The 14,946-nt window shown below is 47.0% G+C and carries 12 protein-coding genes; 5 read left to right on the plus strand and 7 right to left on the minus strand.

Annotation, left to right across the window (positions count from 1 at the left end):
* The first annotated feature begins 111 nt into the window (after positions 1-111).
* Both ACKU40_RS18485 and ACKU40_RS18490 read left to right on the plus strand, forming a co-directional pair.
* Entirely contained in the window at positions 112-321 is a 210-nt protein-coding gene (locus tag ACKU40_RS18485) for a helix-turn-helix domain-containing protein (RefSeq protein WP_320174252.1), read from the plus strand.
* Entirely contained in the window at positions 318-1,961 is a 1,644-nt protein-coding gene (locus ACKU40_RS18490; RefSeq protein WP_407944298.1) for a YfjI family protein, read from the plus strand. The genes ACKU40_RS18485 and ACKU40_RS18490 overlap by 4 nt, the downstream gene beginning before the upstream one ends.
* A 333-nt stretch (positions 1,962-2,294) precedes the next feature.
* Here the strand turns inward: ACKU40_RS18490 and ACKU40_RS18495 are convergent, their stop codons facing one another.
* The 4 genes from ACKU40_RS18495 to ACKU40_RS18510 form a co-directional block, all read right to left on the minus strand.
* Positions 2,295-2,591: a HigA family addiction module antitoxin gene (locus ACKU40_RS18495; protein ID WP_320174254.1), complete on the minus strand. Its 297-nt coding sequence runs from the start codon at positions 2,589-2,591 to the stop codon at positions 2,295-2,297.
* On the minus strand, positions 2,591-2,869 hold the full coding sequence (locus ACKU40_RS18500) for a type II toxin-antitoxin system RelE/ParE family toxin (protein WP_136675751.1): 279 nt from the start codon (positions 2,867-2,869) through the stop codon (positions 2,591-2,593). The genes ACKU40_RS18495 and ACKU40_RS18500 overlap by 1 nt, the downstream gene beginning before the upstream one ends.
* Before the next feature lie 58 nt (positions 2,870-2,927).
* Positions 2,928-4,118: a site-specific integrase gene (locus tag ACKU40_RS18505; RefSeq protein WP_320174255.1), complete on the minus strand. Its 1,191-nt coding sequence runs from the start codon at positions 4,116-4,118 to the stop codon at positions 2,928-2,930.
* A gap of 349 nt (positions 4,119-4,467) precedes the next feature.
* A complete protein-coding gene (locus ACKU40_RS18510; protein WP_320174256.1) occupies positions 4,468-6,231 on the minus strand; it encodes a PQQ-binding-like beta-propeller repeat protein in 1,764 nt (587 codons plus the stop codon).
* A gap of 257 nt (positions 6,232-6,488) precedes the next feature.
* Here ACKU40_RS18510 and ACKU40_RS18515 point away from each other — a divergent pair, with 257 nt between their 5' ends.
* Together ACKU40_RS18515 and ACKU40_RS18520 are read left to right on the plus strand one after the other, a co-directional pair.
* Entirely contained in the window at positions 6,489-8,495 is a 2,007-nt protein-coding gene (locus ACKU40_RS18515; protein WP_320174257.1) for a sensor histidine kinase, read from the plus strand.
* Entirely contained in the window at positions 8,492-9,124 is a 633-nt protein-coding gene (locus ACKU40_RS18520) for a response regulator transcription factor (RefSeq protein ID WP_320174258.1), read from the plus strand. Before ACKU40_RS18515 ends, ACKU40_RS18520 begins: the two co-directional genes overlap by 4 nt.
* 184 nt (positions 9,125-9,308) lie before the next feature.
* On the opposite strand, the gene ACKU40_RS18525 is transcribed toward ACKU40_RS18520, so the two are convergent.
* On the minus strand, positions 9,309-10,193 hold the full coding sequence (locus ACKU40_RS18525; RefSeq protein ID WP_320174259.1) for a DMT family transporter: 885 nt from the start codon (positions 10,191-10,193) through the stop codon (positions 9,309-9,311).
* Between the two features lie 243 nt (positions 10,194-10,436).
* On the opposite strand from ACKU40_RS18525, the gene ACKU40_RS18530 reads away from it, so the two are divergent.
* Positions 10,437-11,063 (plus strand): GntR family transcriptional regulator, encoded by a 627-nt coding sequence (locus tag ACKU40_RS18530; RefSeq protein ID WP_320174260.1) that lies wholly within the window; start codon positions 10,437-10,439, stop codon positions 11,061-11,063.
* A 73-nt stretch (positions 11,064-11,136) separates the two neighbouring features.
* Here ACKU40_RS18530 and ACKU40_RS18535 read toward each other — a convergent pair whose 3' ends face one another.
* Positions 11,137-12,741, minus strand: a complete 1,605-nt coding sequence (locus ACKU40_RS18535) for a SulP family inorganic anion transporter (protein ID WP_320174261.1) — start codon at positions 12,739-12,741, stop codon at positions 11,137-11,139.
* 282 nt (positions 12,742-13,023) lie between these two features.
* Positions 13,024-14,946, minus strand: a complete 1,923-nt coding sequence (locus tag ACKU40_RS18540) for a cache domain-containing protein (RefSeq protein ID WP_320174262.1) — start codon at positions 14,944-14,946, stop codon at positions 13,024-13,026.

Genomic DNA, 14,946 nt, shown 5'->3' on the forward strand with positions numbered 1-14,946 from the left:
CTTGGTGGTCCCTCCACACCATTTGTCCCCTTCCAGATGGTTTTACTGTCCGATTAAACGTGGTTGCCTTGCATCGAAGAAAAAATACCTCCAACCAACAAGGAGAAATCGATGCAAGGACTATTAAGCACAAAAGAAGCTGCTGAAAAATTAGGACTCAGCCCCGGAACCCTCGAAGTATGGTGTTGTCTTGGAAAAGGGCCGCGCTATATCAAAATCGGCAGGCGGGTCGGGTACGATCTTAAAGATCTGGATGCCTATGTGGAATCCTGCAAGGTCATTCCGCTTGAAGAAATGTCTGACCTGCCGAGGCACAGATGAACGAGTCCGGCACAGACATTCTTTCCATGTTCGGAAATAAGGCCCCAGTTCCATTGGGGCCTCAGTTTCCTCCTTCTCTATCATCGGTTCAATTACCGCCGATTCTGGCTGATTACAGCTTTGAGCTTAGCGAAGCGTTGCAGGTGCCTTATGAGATGGTGCTCTGCAATCTCCTTGGCGTCCTATCAACCGCAGCGCAGCGGAGGTTCCATGTGCAGATTAAAGAAGGTTATGAGGAATCCTTAAACCTGTACCTGCTTTCGCCGCTACCGCCCGGAGAAAGGAAAAGCGCGGTGACGCAGGCCGCAAGAAGACCGCTTATCGGCTGGGAAAATGAGCAGGAAAAGCTCATTGGTCCACTGGCGCAGGAAGCGCGTTCAAAACGGATGACTCTTGAACGCGCCATTGAGCATCGGCGCAACATGGCGGCCAAGGCAAAAAACTCGCAAAGCCGGGACAACCTCATTCAGGAAATCCGGGATTTGGAAGATGAAATGCCGGAGCTGATTACAATCCCGCGCTTGCTTGCCGATGACATAACTCCTGAATGCCTTGCCATGCTCATGGAGCAGCAAAGCGAATGCATGTCCATCATTGAAGCTGAAGGCGGTCTTTTTGATACATTTGCCGGTCGTTACAGCCGCATGCCTAACCTTGATCTGATTTTAAAAGCATTCAGTGGCGAACCGTGCCGCGTGGACCGTAAGCATGGGCAGTTTATCGGGTTGAAGCATCCATTACTGACTATTTGCGTTACCACTCAGCCGGATGTGTTGCGTGGGATGGCCGGAAATCCTGAATTCCGTGGACGCGGTTTCTTGGCGCGTTTCCTCTATTTCTTTGGTCAAAGCAGGCTTGGTTATCGAGTGGCGGAGCCTCCGCAGGTATCATTACAGGTGGAACGAGCTTTTCTAGAGCGGGTTGAGTTTCTGCTTTCTCTCAAAAGTAATTCTGAAATGAATGCACAAGGTAAGTCTCTGCTGCTTAGTGCCGGTGCGTATGAGTCGTGGAAAAACTTTTTCCTGCTCATTGAGGGAGAGTTGCGACCGGGGAGTAGTCTGGAAAATATGACTGATTGGGCGGGTAAGGTTCCGGGGCAGGTTGCCCGCTTGGCCGGTCTGCTGCATCTGGCTTCAGCGCAACAGGTTGAGTCGAAGGTTGATTCCGCTGTCATGCTTGCGGCTACTGAATTGGGAAAGAAGCTTGTTCATCATGCCCGCTACGCATTTCATGATATGGGGTGTGATGATCTGACTTCCTGTGCTCAGGCTATCTTGAAATGGATCACGGGCCGGAAAATTGAGCTGTTCACTGGTCGTGAATGTCAGCGTGCGATCCGTGGACGGTTTCCGAAAAAGAAGCAGATTGAGCAGGGACTAACCATGCTCGTGGAGTTCGGATATGTGGTTGTGCTTCCGGTGCAATCTTCCGGTCCGGGGCGTCCTCCGAGTCCGAGTTACCAAGTTCATCCGGCTGTTCATGCTGCCGAAGCTATCCCAATATCGAATCCTAGCCAGCCTACCCACTGTGACACTGTTAGCTGCGCAACAGGTGTCCCCGTGGGGGCTGGCGAGGGAGGCAGTGTTCCCCGCGTGTGCGGGGATGATCCGCTTTTTCCCGCTGCTATTGGAATTTATTGAAAGTGTTCCCCGCGTGTGCGGGGATGATCCGTACTCCTAACAATAGGTTATGATTAGTTTTTAGTGTTCCCCGCGTGTGCGGGGATGATCCTGCTGAAGCCATGGCCATGGAGCGCGTTGATCCGTGTTCCCCGCGTGTGCGGGGATGATCCGGGGTTATAGAGGAAGGGCTGTTGATTCTATACGCTGGTGTATTGGAATAAAAAATACTCCGAATTTAGACGCATGTCCGGGCTCCAATTGCCCGGGGCCTTCCAATTTCGGAGTGTAAAAAAATAATATCCAAAAGTAATGTTGTTAAATCGCGACCATAAGGTGCAGTTGTAGGTTTTTTTACACCACCGCCCCCCGCCCCACAGGAGTAACCCCAGACAAATCAACCTGACTGCGCACCTTGCCAAGGTCATAGTTGGCCTGCATAGCCAGCCAGCTTTCAGGGGTACGTCCGAGGACCTTTGAGAGGCGCAGGGCCATTTCTGGGGATACCGCGCTCTTGGCATTCAGGACGCGGGCGAGAGTGGAGGGAGCCACGCCGAGCATCATTGCCAGCTTGCGACAGCTGAGATTGTATTCTTCCATATACACGGAGCTGATAAGCTCACCGGGATGTGGGGGATTATACATAGTCATTAGTGGTAATCCTCGTAGTTTAAAATGTAGGCATTCCCGTCGCGGAATTCAAAGGTCAGTCGCCAATTGCCGTTAACGGTTATGGACCAGAGGTCTGCACGGCTTCCTTTGAGCTTGTGCAGCCTGAATCCGGGAAGGTTAATGTCTTCCGCTTCCTGAGCCGTATCAATGACTGAAAGCTGGATTCTGAGCCGCTTAGAATGCTTGGCCTGTATCCCGGCTGTTGAACCGGATCGATAAAATTTTTCCAGACCTTTGTGCTTAAATGTTTTGATCATTGTTCTTCATTAGTATGTTGCGCACTGCGCAACGTTTTGTCAAGAAGTGTTGAGGACACTAGTTTTCTAAAACAGCCACAGCAGCTTTCAAATTGTCCGGAGCAAGATGGGCATACCGTTCTGTCATAGCCAGAGTGGAATGGCCCATGAGCTTTGCCACGGTATAAAGTGGAGTGCCCCGCTGAACTAACCAGCTTGCGAAAGTGTGGCGCAGGGTATGGAAAACAACTTTCTGCCTACGGTCGTCGATACCGACATTTAATCCAAGCTCGTCAACAGCCTCATTGAAAAGTCTGGAGACCTCATTAAGCTTCTTACCGCGTTGTGCGCTGAAGACCGGCTTTTGGTCAGGGTCAACTTGCTTGCGCAGTTCTCGGAGTTCTTTCTTTACCTGTTTGGTCATGAAAGCGTGACGTGAGAATCCATTCTTGGCGTCACGTATCAGGATCATGTCTTCTGCAAAGTTCAGATCCTTCCATTCAAGCTCGATGATCTCGCCAGCTCTAAGGCCGCAGTAAAGGGAAACTAAAGAAACGCTATGCAGCAGGGGATTCTTTTTCAGCAAAACATCAAGAAGCTGATCAGCTTCATCTTCTGACAGGAAACGTGTGCGACGGTTGTCCATTTTGGGCATCTTGATTTTTTTGACCGGATTATCGCCTTTGAAAATATCTAAATTCTTGGCGACATTGTATACTTGGCGCACGGTTGCAAGGGCATACTGTATGGAGCGGGGGCTGCGTCCCTTTTCAGACATATTGGTTTTGATCTTTTCAAAGTCGGTCGCTGATACTCTGGCAAAAGGGCAGTCGCCAATGGCAGGTGAAATCCAGATACGGTATAAGCTTTCTTCTCTCTTCCATGATTTGGCTGCTTTGTTGGCTTCCGCTTGTGGTCGATAGAATTGAGCCCAGATCTCATCAAAGGTGATACCCTTGTCTTTTTCAGCTCTCTCGCGTGCTTCCTGTTCTTCGAGTGCAGCGGCTGCCATTTCTTTTTTCTGCTTAAGCGTCTGGGGAAAATTGCCCTGAGTCTGGTTGACCTTAAGTTCACAAAGAACGTTCGCAGCATCTTGAGCTTTTACACCCTGACTAGCCCAGCCTATGGACTCGGTTTTGGTCTTCCCTTTGTATTTGTAGGTGATGGTAAAATACTTGTCCGGCTGAATGCCGTGCTTGCGGGTTTCGTGTTCCCGGTAACGCACTCCGGGGTACTTCGTCCTGTTCCACTTGGGTCTCGTTGCCATCATTACCTCCAAATTCTGTACAACTCCTGTACAACTTTTTTTGAGTATGGACAATGATCCTAAGTGATAATTTGTGAAGCTTAATTGACTAAAAGTTCAATTAAAACAAATATTAAGTGAATTTAAATGAAATTGTGTGATTTGTTGTGAAACACCAAAAAACGGACTCAAAATCCGCCGGGTTCACGCCCTTGCGAGTTCGAGTCTCGCTCCCGGTACCAGATAATACAAGGACTTACAGCTTTTGAGTTGTAAGTCCTTTTTTTGTAGTGTTTAAAATAAATTTTTCCAATTTTCCCATACAAAAACAAAGGAGATCGGATTAGAAAAGGGTACGAGGATGTCTCTTTGTTTATCTCTTAAATCTGCCGCGCAGGTGCAGGAGCAACGGTGCCAGCATAAGCAGTAACCATTCTACACTGAAGGTTGCCTGCGGATTCAAAGTACATCCTGTGCCGGAACCGGAACTTGAACCTGTTACTACTGCCACCGGGTCGGATATTTTTCCAAGGTTTCGGTCCTCGTCATAGTCTCCATTATCTTTGATTACGAAATAGATGTAATATTCAGTGCCAAGGGTTGTGTCATCAGTCCGGGCCAAGTGGTTTCCATTTGCATCTGTTATCCACCAGTAGCCGTCGAGGCTGTATTCCGGTCCGGTAAGGGCGTAATTATTATATTCCTTGGACGTCCCGTTGGTATTGTAGAATTTCATAAGGGTCAGGTCGGAGACCTTTCCTGTGGGGATGGTTGTGGAACTGATACGGAAGGTTGCACTGCCTCCGTTTACATCGATGGTGGCGTTAAAGGAGTTTAAGTTGCTTTTGGGCGAGAAAGCGCCGGAGCTGTATTGGGTGGCCAGTTCCGTGCTGTCCATCTCTTTGGCAATGCTGGCGGAGACAGATACTGTTACCCCGTCTGCCTGAGTGTCGCTTGGGCAGACGCAGCCGGATTCGCTCTCTCCGGTATTCCGGTTGTTTTTTTGGAATCTGGGCCAGTCGGTGTCGGCAAGTCCTCCTGAATCTCCTTCTCTCGCATGCAGAGTCCGTTCTCCACCCATCCCTGGATTTATGCCGAAATAAATTGCTCCATCTTCTCCTATGGCTGGCGATATTGATGTCGGAGAACTATAAGATCCTGTGCTTATTGACCATTTAATGGAGCTGTCAGGGTTTATGGCATAGAAGGTGCTGTCTCCTGCACATACATAGATGGTTCCGTCACTGGCAATAGCTGGTGATCTTACATAACCGCCTGTTCCATATTTCCATTTTTCACTGCCGTCAGAATTCAGGGCATATAGATAATTGTCTGCCGCACCGAAATAAATAATGCCGCCACTGCCGATGGCCGGGGAAGATGTTATTCCAGAGCCTGCTTGAAATTTCCATTTCAGGGTGTTGTCGGCTTTAAGAGCATATAAATTTGAGTCAGTTGAGCCGAAATAGACGACTCCATTACTGTCAATGGCAGGAGAAAATTTTATCTTACCACCAGCCTTGAAGGTCCATTTTAGTGTGCCGTCGGATTTTATTGCATATAAATTATAGTCATCTGCTGCTACATAAACAGTTCCGTCAGGACCTATTACCGGAGCAGAGGTAAGCGTAAGGTCTGTGCCATATATCCATTTTTGGGAACCATCGGAGTCTACGGCATGTAATTTACCGTCACCTGCTCCGACATATATTGTTCCGTCGCTGTTTATTGCCGCAGAACGGGATATTCCGCTACCTGTGTCGTATATCCACTTTTCGGAACCATCGGAGTTTACGGCGTATAGCTTACCGTCACCTGCACCGACATAAATAGTCCCGTCACTACTTATAGTCGGTGCTGAAGTGATTTCTCCTCCAGTTGTATAAGACCATTTTTCTGTTTTATCAGACTCAAGAGCGTATAGGTTTGTATCTTTACTGCCAACGTAAACCGTTCCATCACTGCCGATGGCTATACCTCCGAATTTTGCAAAATACCATTTTTCATTTCCTGCGGCAGCCAAGCCGGATGATGGTACCAGCATGGGCAGGAGCAGGGCGGAAAGCAGCATTAATGTGAATGCATACTGTTTCACAGCGGACATGGATTTGGAGTAAACGTACAGCGTGATTTTCATGGTCGGCTCGGTTTTTTGTTTAATAACTATAATAAAAATTGATGGTTATCTTTGCAGAGTTTAGAAACGCAATTGTTGCTTAACATAAAAAAAGAATCATGGTTGTCCGTTAAAACACGTACAAATGCACTTTTTTTTAAATAAAATTGATGTTGAAAAAAATGCTTCAGCTTGTATGCTCCTGCATGTAGAGAGCCTCTGTATGTACCATTTTAGGTAACCACTGTTGCGTTGAATAACCGGATAATCATCTAAGAATGAAACACATTACTCCAGTCCATATATTTAAATCCGGCAGAAGCATCTTTGTTTTGCTGGCAGTCCTGCTGTTGTTTTCTGCTGTTTGTCCGCAAAACGGGCATGCCGGAAAGCTGCTGGCCGAGGGAGGCATATTCGACCTGCGGCAACTGAGGCTTTCAGCAGGGGAAACATTGAGTCTTGACGGTGAATGGGAATTTTATTGGGACCGATTGCTTACCCCGGCTGATTTTGAGGAGGGCAAGCCGCAACCGGAAATGGACGGCTATTTCCCAATGCATCGATCATGGACAAGGTTTGAACTGGACGGCAAGAAGCTGGGCGGGACCGGGCAGGCCTCATTCCGTCTGAGGATGATGCCGGGACAGGATTTAGAGCGGTTGCATATTCGACTCTTTGATATTCACGAGGCTTACAGGTTCTGGGCTGACGGAAAACTCATCGCCCAGTGCGGTATACCGGGCAGTTCTGCGCAGGAGGAGTTCCCGGGCAGGTCGCTGGAATTGGCGGAGATAAATTTTTACGGCAAACCGGTGGAGCTGATATTACAGGTTTCCAACTATCATTTCAGGACGGGAGGGGTGCCTGAACCTATCATGGTGGCCCATCCCGGAACACTGGAACACAAGCGCGCCCGTGACTGGGGACTGGCCCTGTTCTTTGCCGGATGCATGCTGATTATGGCTATCTATCATCTGGTGCTGTACCTGTTTCGTAAACGTGATCCGGCACCGCTTTATTTCAGCATCTATTGCCTGCTGGTAGTGGGCTACAGTGTAACCTCAAATACTTCACAATGGGTCGCATCGGCGATCCTGCCTTGGTGGAATCCGCAAGTGATGGAGTATTTTTCACTGGCCTGTTTTGTGATCTGGCCCTCACTGTTGTTTCGTTTTTTAGAAACTCTTTATCCTGAGGAGTTTCATCATAAGTTGCTTTATTTTCTTGATGGACGGATTGGCGTTTTTTTTCTCTTGCTGATTTTCGTTCCCGGACTGCCGTTGTACTGGTTTATTGCCATTTGTCTGCTGCAGATAATGATCTATTCAGGCTACTACCTGCACCGGTTGGCACTATGCATTAAACGGGGAAGAAAAGGTGCGCAGTTTTTGATAGCCGGGTTGGCCGCGCAATTTATGGTCGGCTGGAATGATGCACTTACCCATACCGGGATAATAAAATCCATCTATCTTGCCGAGCCTGCGGTATGTTTCTTTGTCCTGACCCAGTCCCTTGCCATGGCGCAACGTTTTTCTGCTTCTTTTGATTCAGTGGAACGGCTTTCAAAGGAATTGGAAATCAAGAATATCTCCCTGCATGATGAAATGAATGAACGTAACAGGCTGGAGCAGAAGGTTGTGAACATCAGTGAAGAGGAACGCCGGCGTATCAGTCATGAACTGCATGACGGTCTGTGTCAGCAACTGACCGGGGCACGGTTGCGTTCATCCGCTCTTGCCCATAAACACAGGGATCTTGAAGATGCACAGGCTTTGCGCGAATTGGCTGATTTACTCAAGGAGTCTACTGATGATGCTTACAAAACAGCACGCGGACTCTGGCCTGTGGAGCATGGTGCTTCCATGCCCGGCCCGTCACTGGAGACTCTTGTGCGCGATATTAGGGCGGCGACGGGAATCGACATTGTTTTTAGCCTTAAGTCCCACTGTGTGAAATGTACAAACACCAATATCACTACTCTGTATCGCATTGCACAGGAGGCCCTGATCAATGCCGCCAAGCATTCCGGAGCCGCAAAGATTCTAGTGGAATTGGAGTCCACCGGCGATGGGCGGGTTAAGCTGCAGGTGAAGGATAACGGTATCGGGCGCAGTGCTGCCGGTTCGCCTGACGGCGGGCTGGGAATGAGTATTATGGCCCACCGTGCCAAGCTCATTAATGCAGATTTACGGATTGAGGACGGTCCGCAGGGGGGGACTATTGTTACCTGCGTGGCCCCATGTTCCGTTTTGAAAATTTCAAATGACGTAGGAAATCAATTATGAGCGAAAAGAATACTGCTGCCCGCGTGTTGCTTATTGATGATCATCCTGCTGTGCGTGCCGGAATGCGTATGCTTCTGGAGACTTGCGAACATAAGGTGGTTGCCGAGGCGGGAAGCTGTTCCGAAGCTTTTGAAATTCTGGAAAATATAGCGTGTGAGGTCGCTTTGCTGGATTTGACCCTGCATGACCGTAGCGGATTGGAACTCCTTCCGGAACTTGAGAAACGCAACATTGCCGCGCTGGTCTATTCCATGCACGAAACCCCTTCCATTATTGACCGTTCATTTCGTGAAGGCGCGTTAGGTTATGTCACCAAGTGTGAAGATCCGGCAATTATCCTTGAAGCCATTGAAGTTATTTTGCACGGTAAACGTTTTCTCAGTCCGTACTCAGCTGAAGTTCTGGATAAAAAGGACGGACCGGTCCTGCAGTTGATTGATTTGCTCAGTGATCGTGAACGGCAGATATATGAGCTTCTGGGGCAAGGATTAAGTAATACCGAAATGGCAGAAAAATTGGATATCAGCCCGCGTACGGTGGAGACATATTTCACCCGTATGGTTGCTAAGCTGGAGTTTGAAAATCGGAAGGAGTTACGGAAGTATGCTATTTCTGCGGGATCGATATGAGCTGCTGATGAACAACCGTTCCCAACAGGATTAATATCGACAAATCAACCTGACTGTGCACCTTACCAGGGTAGTAGTTGGCCTGCATAGCCAGTTGGAACGGCCAATGAGCCTCGCTCCCGGTATCAGACAAACAAGGACTTACAGCTTTATGGGTGTAAGCCCTTGTATTGTCTGGAATGCTTTAGGGTGATGGCGTTCTTGTCATCACAAACATACCGGAAAATATAATGAAAATCCCCAAAACAGACTGCATTGAACAGGGCTCTCCAAGAAAAAGAATACCCAGCATGGCGGCGACAAGCGGTTCTGCGAGGCCTAGGGTCAAGCCCGTGGAGAGTGAAAGTGTCGCTAATCCGGTTGCAAAAAGACAAAACGCGATTGCAGAACTTACCGTTCCGAGGAGCAGGATTGACGTAGCCCCTTGAATGGATGCCATCCATGAGATGTCATTTATCAGGAGGAGTGGGCTCATTGCCATCCCACCGATGCAAAAGATCATTGCCATCATCTCCTGCGCAGATCGGTTCGCCAGAATTATCTGACTGTTTGCAGCATAAATTGCGTAACCGGCACCAGCTCCTAATGCCGTGAACATGCCAAGGGGCTCAAGTTTAACATTTGCATCAAATGAAAGCATAGTTAGACCGAATATGCTTAACAGAGTGGCTATGGACCACGTTTTCCCGGGGGTTATTCCTCTAAAAAAAAAGTCAATCAGGCCACCGATTATGGGTGCGGAGCCAATGGCGATCACCGTACCTACAGCTACTCCCGTAAGACGTAATGCGACAAAGAAGCAAAGTTGAAATAACACCAGACCGGCTGTGGCCATCAGCGTAGCCCGCTTGGGCCAGGGAATCTTTTTTGTGAATCCTGAAGTTAATTTTACCCATGGCAACATTATGAGGCCGCCCACAAGCAGGCGCATTGTGCCTACTACAAGAGGCTGACTTCCTTCCGGAGTAAGTGCTTGAAGAGTGCCTGTGGTGCCGAAACACAGGGCTCCCAGCAAGGCATATATGACTCCGGAAGATAGTCTCTTTCGAGAAATATTTGTTTGAAGCATGTTTTTACCTCGCCTTATTTTGAGGCTCCAAAGCGTGAAGCCGGAGTGTCTTTTTTAAACTGCTATACTAGTATATCAGTTGTGATTTTAAAAAAAATCAGGGGCTTAATGTAGATAGTCAAGTTCCCTGAATACTGTTGCGCTACTTTATGTACTAAGCTAACTTACTCATTCGTCAAGGGCAATACTAAAAAAATATGATTTTACAATGGGTTGAAAAGTATGCACCTAGGAGCAGGTTGAATGTTTACTGATGCTGAGGGATTGTTGCGTGTAACAGTTTATAAAAAACTGCTTGATGATATGAAGTCCGGCAAACTTGAGCCCGGACGCTTGATCAGTATCAATAAGCTTGCTGCCGAGTTGGAAACCAGTAAAACCCCGCTGCGGGAAGCTCTGCTGCAGCTTCAGGTTGAAGGGTTTGTCTCGATTCTCCCCCAGCGTGGGATTATTATCAATGCTCTTACACACGAGGATAAAAAAAATATTTTCGAAGTGTGCGGAGGGCTGGAGTATCAGGCGGTCATGTCCATGTTTGACCTCATTACAAATATAAATATCCATGAGATGGAAATGTTCAATTCCCAGATCATGGCTTCGTCTGAAGGTGCTCAATACGAAGATTGCAACGCCATCAACACGAATTTTCATAATGCCTATTTAAAGCTATGCCCAAACAATTACCTCCGCTATCTGCTGGATATAAACCGTACCCGCCTCTTCGTGTTCACGGAAAGGGATTGGGGCGAAGCATTCAGGGAAGCCAACTACAAAGAGCATCAGGTAATCATCGACCTGTTCAAGGCAAAAGATAAGTTAAAGCTTGCACGATATGTCCGTGATGTGCATTGGGCATATGTGTGGGAGTAATTAGCGATTCCACTAAAAAAGGGTCAGCCCAAATGTTGACCCTTTTTCATCTTTGTATAAATACTTTTCAATCCTAAAGCGCTTCAAATTCAAGATTTTCAATATATTGGTGATAGTTGTCGATGCCGACAAAGTAGCTGGGATCTTCAAGTATGTTCACCACGCAGATTTTTTCGGCCCGCTTGATCAAGCGCACGCAATCCTGGCTGAGATGGACAAGGTAGACTCTTTTTCCGGCCCGTTCATACATGGAGGCAATTTTGTTGATTGCTTCAATGGCGGACTGGTCCATTATCCGGGAATCTTCGAAATCAATGATCACTTTGTCCGGGTCTCCCGACACGTCGAACTTGCTGAGGAACAGAGTGGTGGAAGCGAAGAACAGCGGACCGTAGATCTGGTAATGCTTGATGCCTTGTTCATCAACCATCTTGCGGGCGCGGATACGCAGGGCGTTTTCCCATGCGAAGATCATCGCCGAGATGATCACGCCGCAGATAACGGCAATGGCAAGATCATATTTTACGGTCAGGACCGTAACCAGCACGATGACGGTGACATCCCATTTGGGAACCTTGTTCATGATGTTGAAGGTGCTCCATGCAAAGGTCTTGATGACCACGATGAGCATAACCCCGACAAGTGCGGCAATGGGAATCTGTTCAATGTACTGTGAAGTGAACATGATGAAAAAGAGCAGAGCACCGGCTGCGACAATTCCGGAAAGTCTTCCGCGTCCGCCTGAGGATATGTTGATCATGCTCTGGCCGATCATGGCACATCCGCCCATGCCGCCGAATAAACCGTTAACAAAGTTACCGATACCTTGAGCAAGGCATTCACGGTTTCCGCTGCCGCGAGTTTCAGTGAGTTCGTCAACCAGTGATAAGGTCATCAGGGTTTCGATCAGGCCGATAGCGGCTAAGATCAAGGCATAGGGGGTGACGAAAATGAGGGTGTCCCATGTCAGCGGTACTTGAGGAATGGCAAAGGAAGGCAGGCCGCCTTTAATACCGGTTCCGCCGTTGGATTGGATAAATGAGAGCACAGTCTGGGTTTCAACCTGCATGGCAGTGACAAAGATAGAAACCGCAATGATGGCGATCAGTGCTCCGGGTGCTTTTTTATGCAGTCTGGGCACGATGGTCAGGATTGCCATGGTTAATGCAACAAGTCCGATCATCAACCAGAGCGGTTGACCCTGCATCCATGTTCCTTCTGATTTGAACATGTTCAGCTGGGAAAGGAAGATTACAATAGCCAGTCCGTTGACGAATCCCATCATAACCGATCTGGGAACCATGCGAATGAACTTCCCTAGGCGGAAGAAGCCGGCCATGATTTGAAGAACACCGACTAAAAGCAGGGTAAAAAAGAGATATTGCAGCCCTGTATATGAACCGGGCTCGCCCAGCGCATTACCTTCCATTACCAGATTGACCATTACCACCGCCATGGCTCCGGTTGCGCCGGAGATCATGCCGGGTCTGCCGCCCAGAATTGCGGTGATAAAGCACATGAGAAATGCTCCGTACAGCCCGACCATGGGCGGGACGCCTGCGACAAAGGAGAAAGCAACAGCTTCAGGAACAAGGGCGAGGGCAACAGTAAGTCCGGAGAATATGTCAGCACGGACACTGCCGTTGGAAGGGGAAACAATTGAATTGTTTGAATTCACGAAAAATCCTTTTAAAACTGGTTGTGATTGTAAAAAACAAAATAGTAGAGACCGCAGGTGGTCCCTACTGCAAATATAAATTCAAGGCTGACGTCCGGTCAGCATATGATTTAATGATTATGTTCTCGGAGAGATATATTGAACGAAAATGAAAGCCTGAGCAGTGTGTTTGTATTGCAAAAGCTGACACTTATTTACGACAATCGAAGTGGAGTCAACAATTATCATAAATTTAAAAAAGGTAGGGTGGTTGCCGGCCCGTAAAATCAGATACTTGGTTTGTTAGTTGCTGTCATTGTGTTCAGGAATAATTATCGTAAAACAAACCCCTTGGCCGGGTGATGATTCCAACTGTATTGAGCCGCGTAGTTTTTGGGTGACAATATTATATACAATGTGCATGCCCAACCCTGTTCCGCCGGCTGCTTGTTTGGAAGTAAAGAAGGGATCATATATTTTGGCCTGTTGCTCTTGTGTCAGGCCTATGCCGTCGTCTGAATAAATGATTTTAATTTTCTCACTTTCTTTCGATGCCGCAATAGTAATGTGTCCTGAATCTATCCCGCTGAAAGCATGGATCAGCGAATTCATTGTCAGGTTGGAAATTATCTGCATCAAAAGTCCTGGATACGTTGTTATGATTATATCGGCGGGACAGTCTGTTTTTACAATGTGCCCACTGTTTTTGTAGCTCGGTTTTAAACTGAGCATGACTTCCTCAAGGTATTCATTGAGGTTGATGGTCCGCAAAGATTCGTTGGTTTGATCCACTGCAACCTGCTTGAAGCTGCGAATTATGTCGGCCCCTCTTCTGAGGTTAACCAGCATTGAACGTGTCGCTTCTTCACAATTATTCAGGAAAACTTCAAATTCTCCTTTGGTGAATTTACCTTCTTCATAGGCTTCCTTTATCTTGCTTACCTGTTCTTCTAGGAAGGTGGCAGTTGTTACACCCAGTCCGAGCGGGGTATTTATCTCATGGGCAACTCCGGCAACCAGTCCACCAAGTGCGGCCATTTTTTCGGACTGAACAAGTTGATCTTGCGTATTCTGCAGATTTTCAAGGGATAATTTTAATTCGTGGGTTCTTTCCGCTACACGGGCTTCAAGATTTGCGTTCAGCTCTTCAAGTTGTTCAAATGCAATGTTGATATCTGTAAGATTAATTCCGTTTGCAAAGATAAATATGGTTTCCCCTTCATCGTCATTAATGGGGGTGATCGTTACTTTTAGATAGGTGCGTGTGTTGTTGTCTGCAATGAGTTTCATATCGAAACTGGAGCTTGAACCGTTGCCAGCGTTTTTGACTGCCTTTTTAATGGTTTCAGCTGATTCTTGATCGATATTAGGGAATATGTCTTCAAGTTTGCAGTTAAAAATTTGAGGGGTTGAAAGTTTAGACATTTCAAGCACGGCTTTGTTGGCTTGAAGAATCGAGCCGTCCATATCTAAAATGATCAGCAATTCTTTAGACTGCTGAAATATTTCTCGCATGGTTGCTTCGTTTTTCGAAATTATTGAAGAAGCTTGAACAGACCTCTTGATAGATAGAAATGAAAGTAAGGATATGATGCTAAGAACTCCCAACGTGGCAAGAAACATCTTTTGTGTTTGTTGTATGGCATTTTCATCTATATCGTGAATGTATGCTCCGGTTCCGATAATCCATTTCCATGGTTTGAAACGTTTAACGTATGATATTTTTGCATAGATTATATTTTTATCATCCTGCCATTGCCAGTGGTAAGGTATGTATGCAGTTCCTGTCTTCTTGGTTTCAGAAACCATTTCAATAAATAATTTCTTGCCTTTGGCATCTTGGTAATTCGTAACATTTTCCCCATTCAGTTTAGAAACGTAAGGGTGCATTACCATATGCGGATGGTAATCCATGATCCAAAAATAATCCTTGCCGGATGCTCCAAATCTAATTTCAGATATACTTTTGATTGCATTTTCCTGAGCTTCTGATTCCGACATTTCTCCTCTTAATTGTTTTTCGTGATAGAAGTTCAGTGTGTTCCATGCGATGTCGGTGGCGTCCCGTAATGCTTCTTTGCGTTTATTCAGCAGAGCATTATATGTTTCCGGTAATTGTACAAAAACAACTACTCCCAAAAATAAAATGACTGAAGATACTATGGGAATAGTGATTTTAACCCATAATGAATCAGCTATTTTCGCAATTTTCTTGAAGATAGGCAT

It is taken from the genome of Maridesulfovibrio sp., assembly GCF_963666665.1.
Taxonomy (GTDB): domain Bacteria; phylum Desulfobacterota; class Desulfovibrionia; order Desulfovibrionales; family Desulfovibrionaceae; genus Maridesulfovibrio.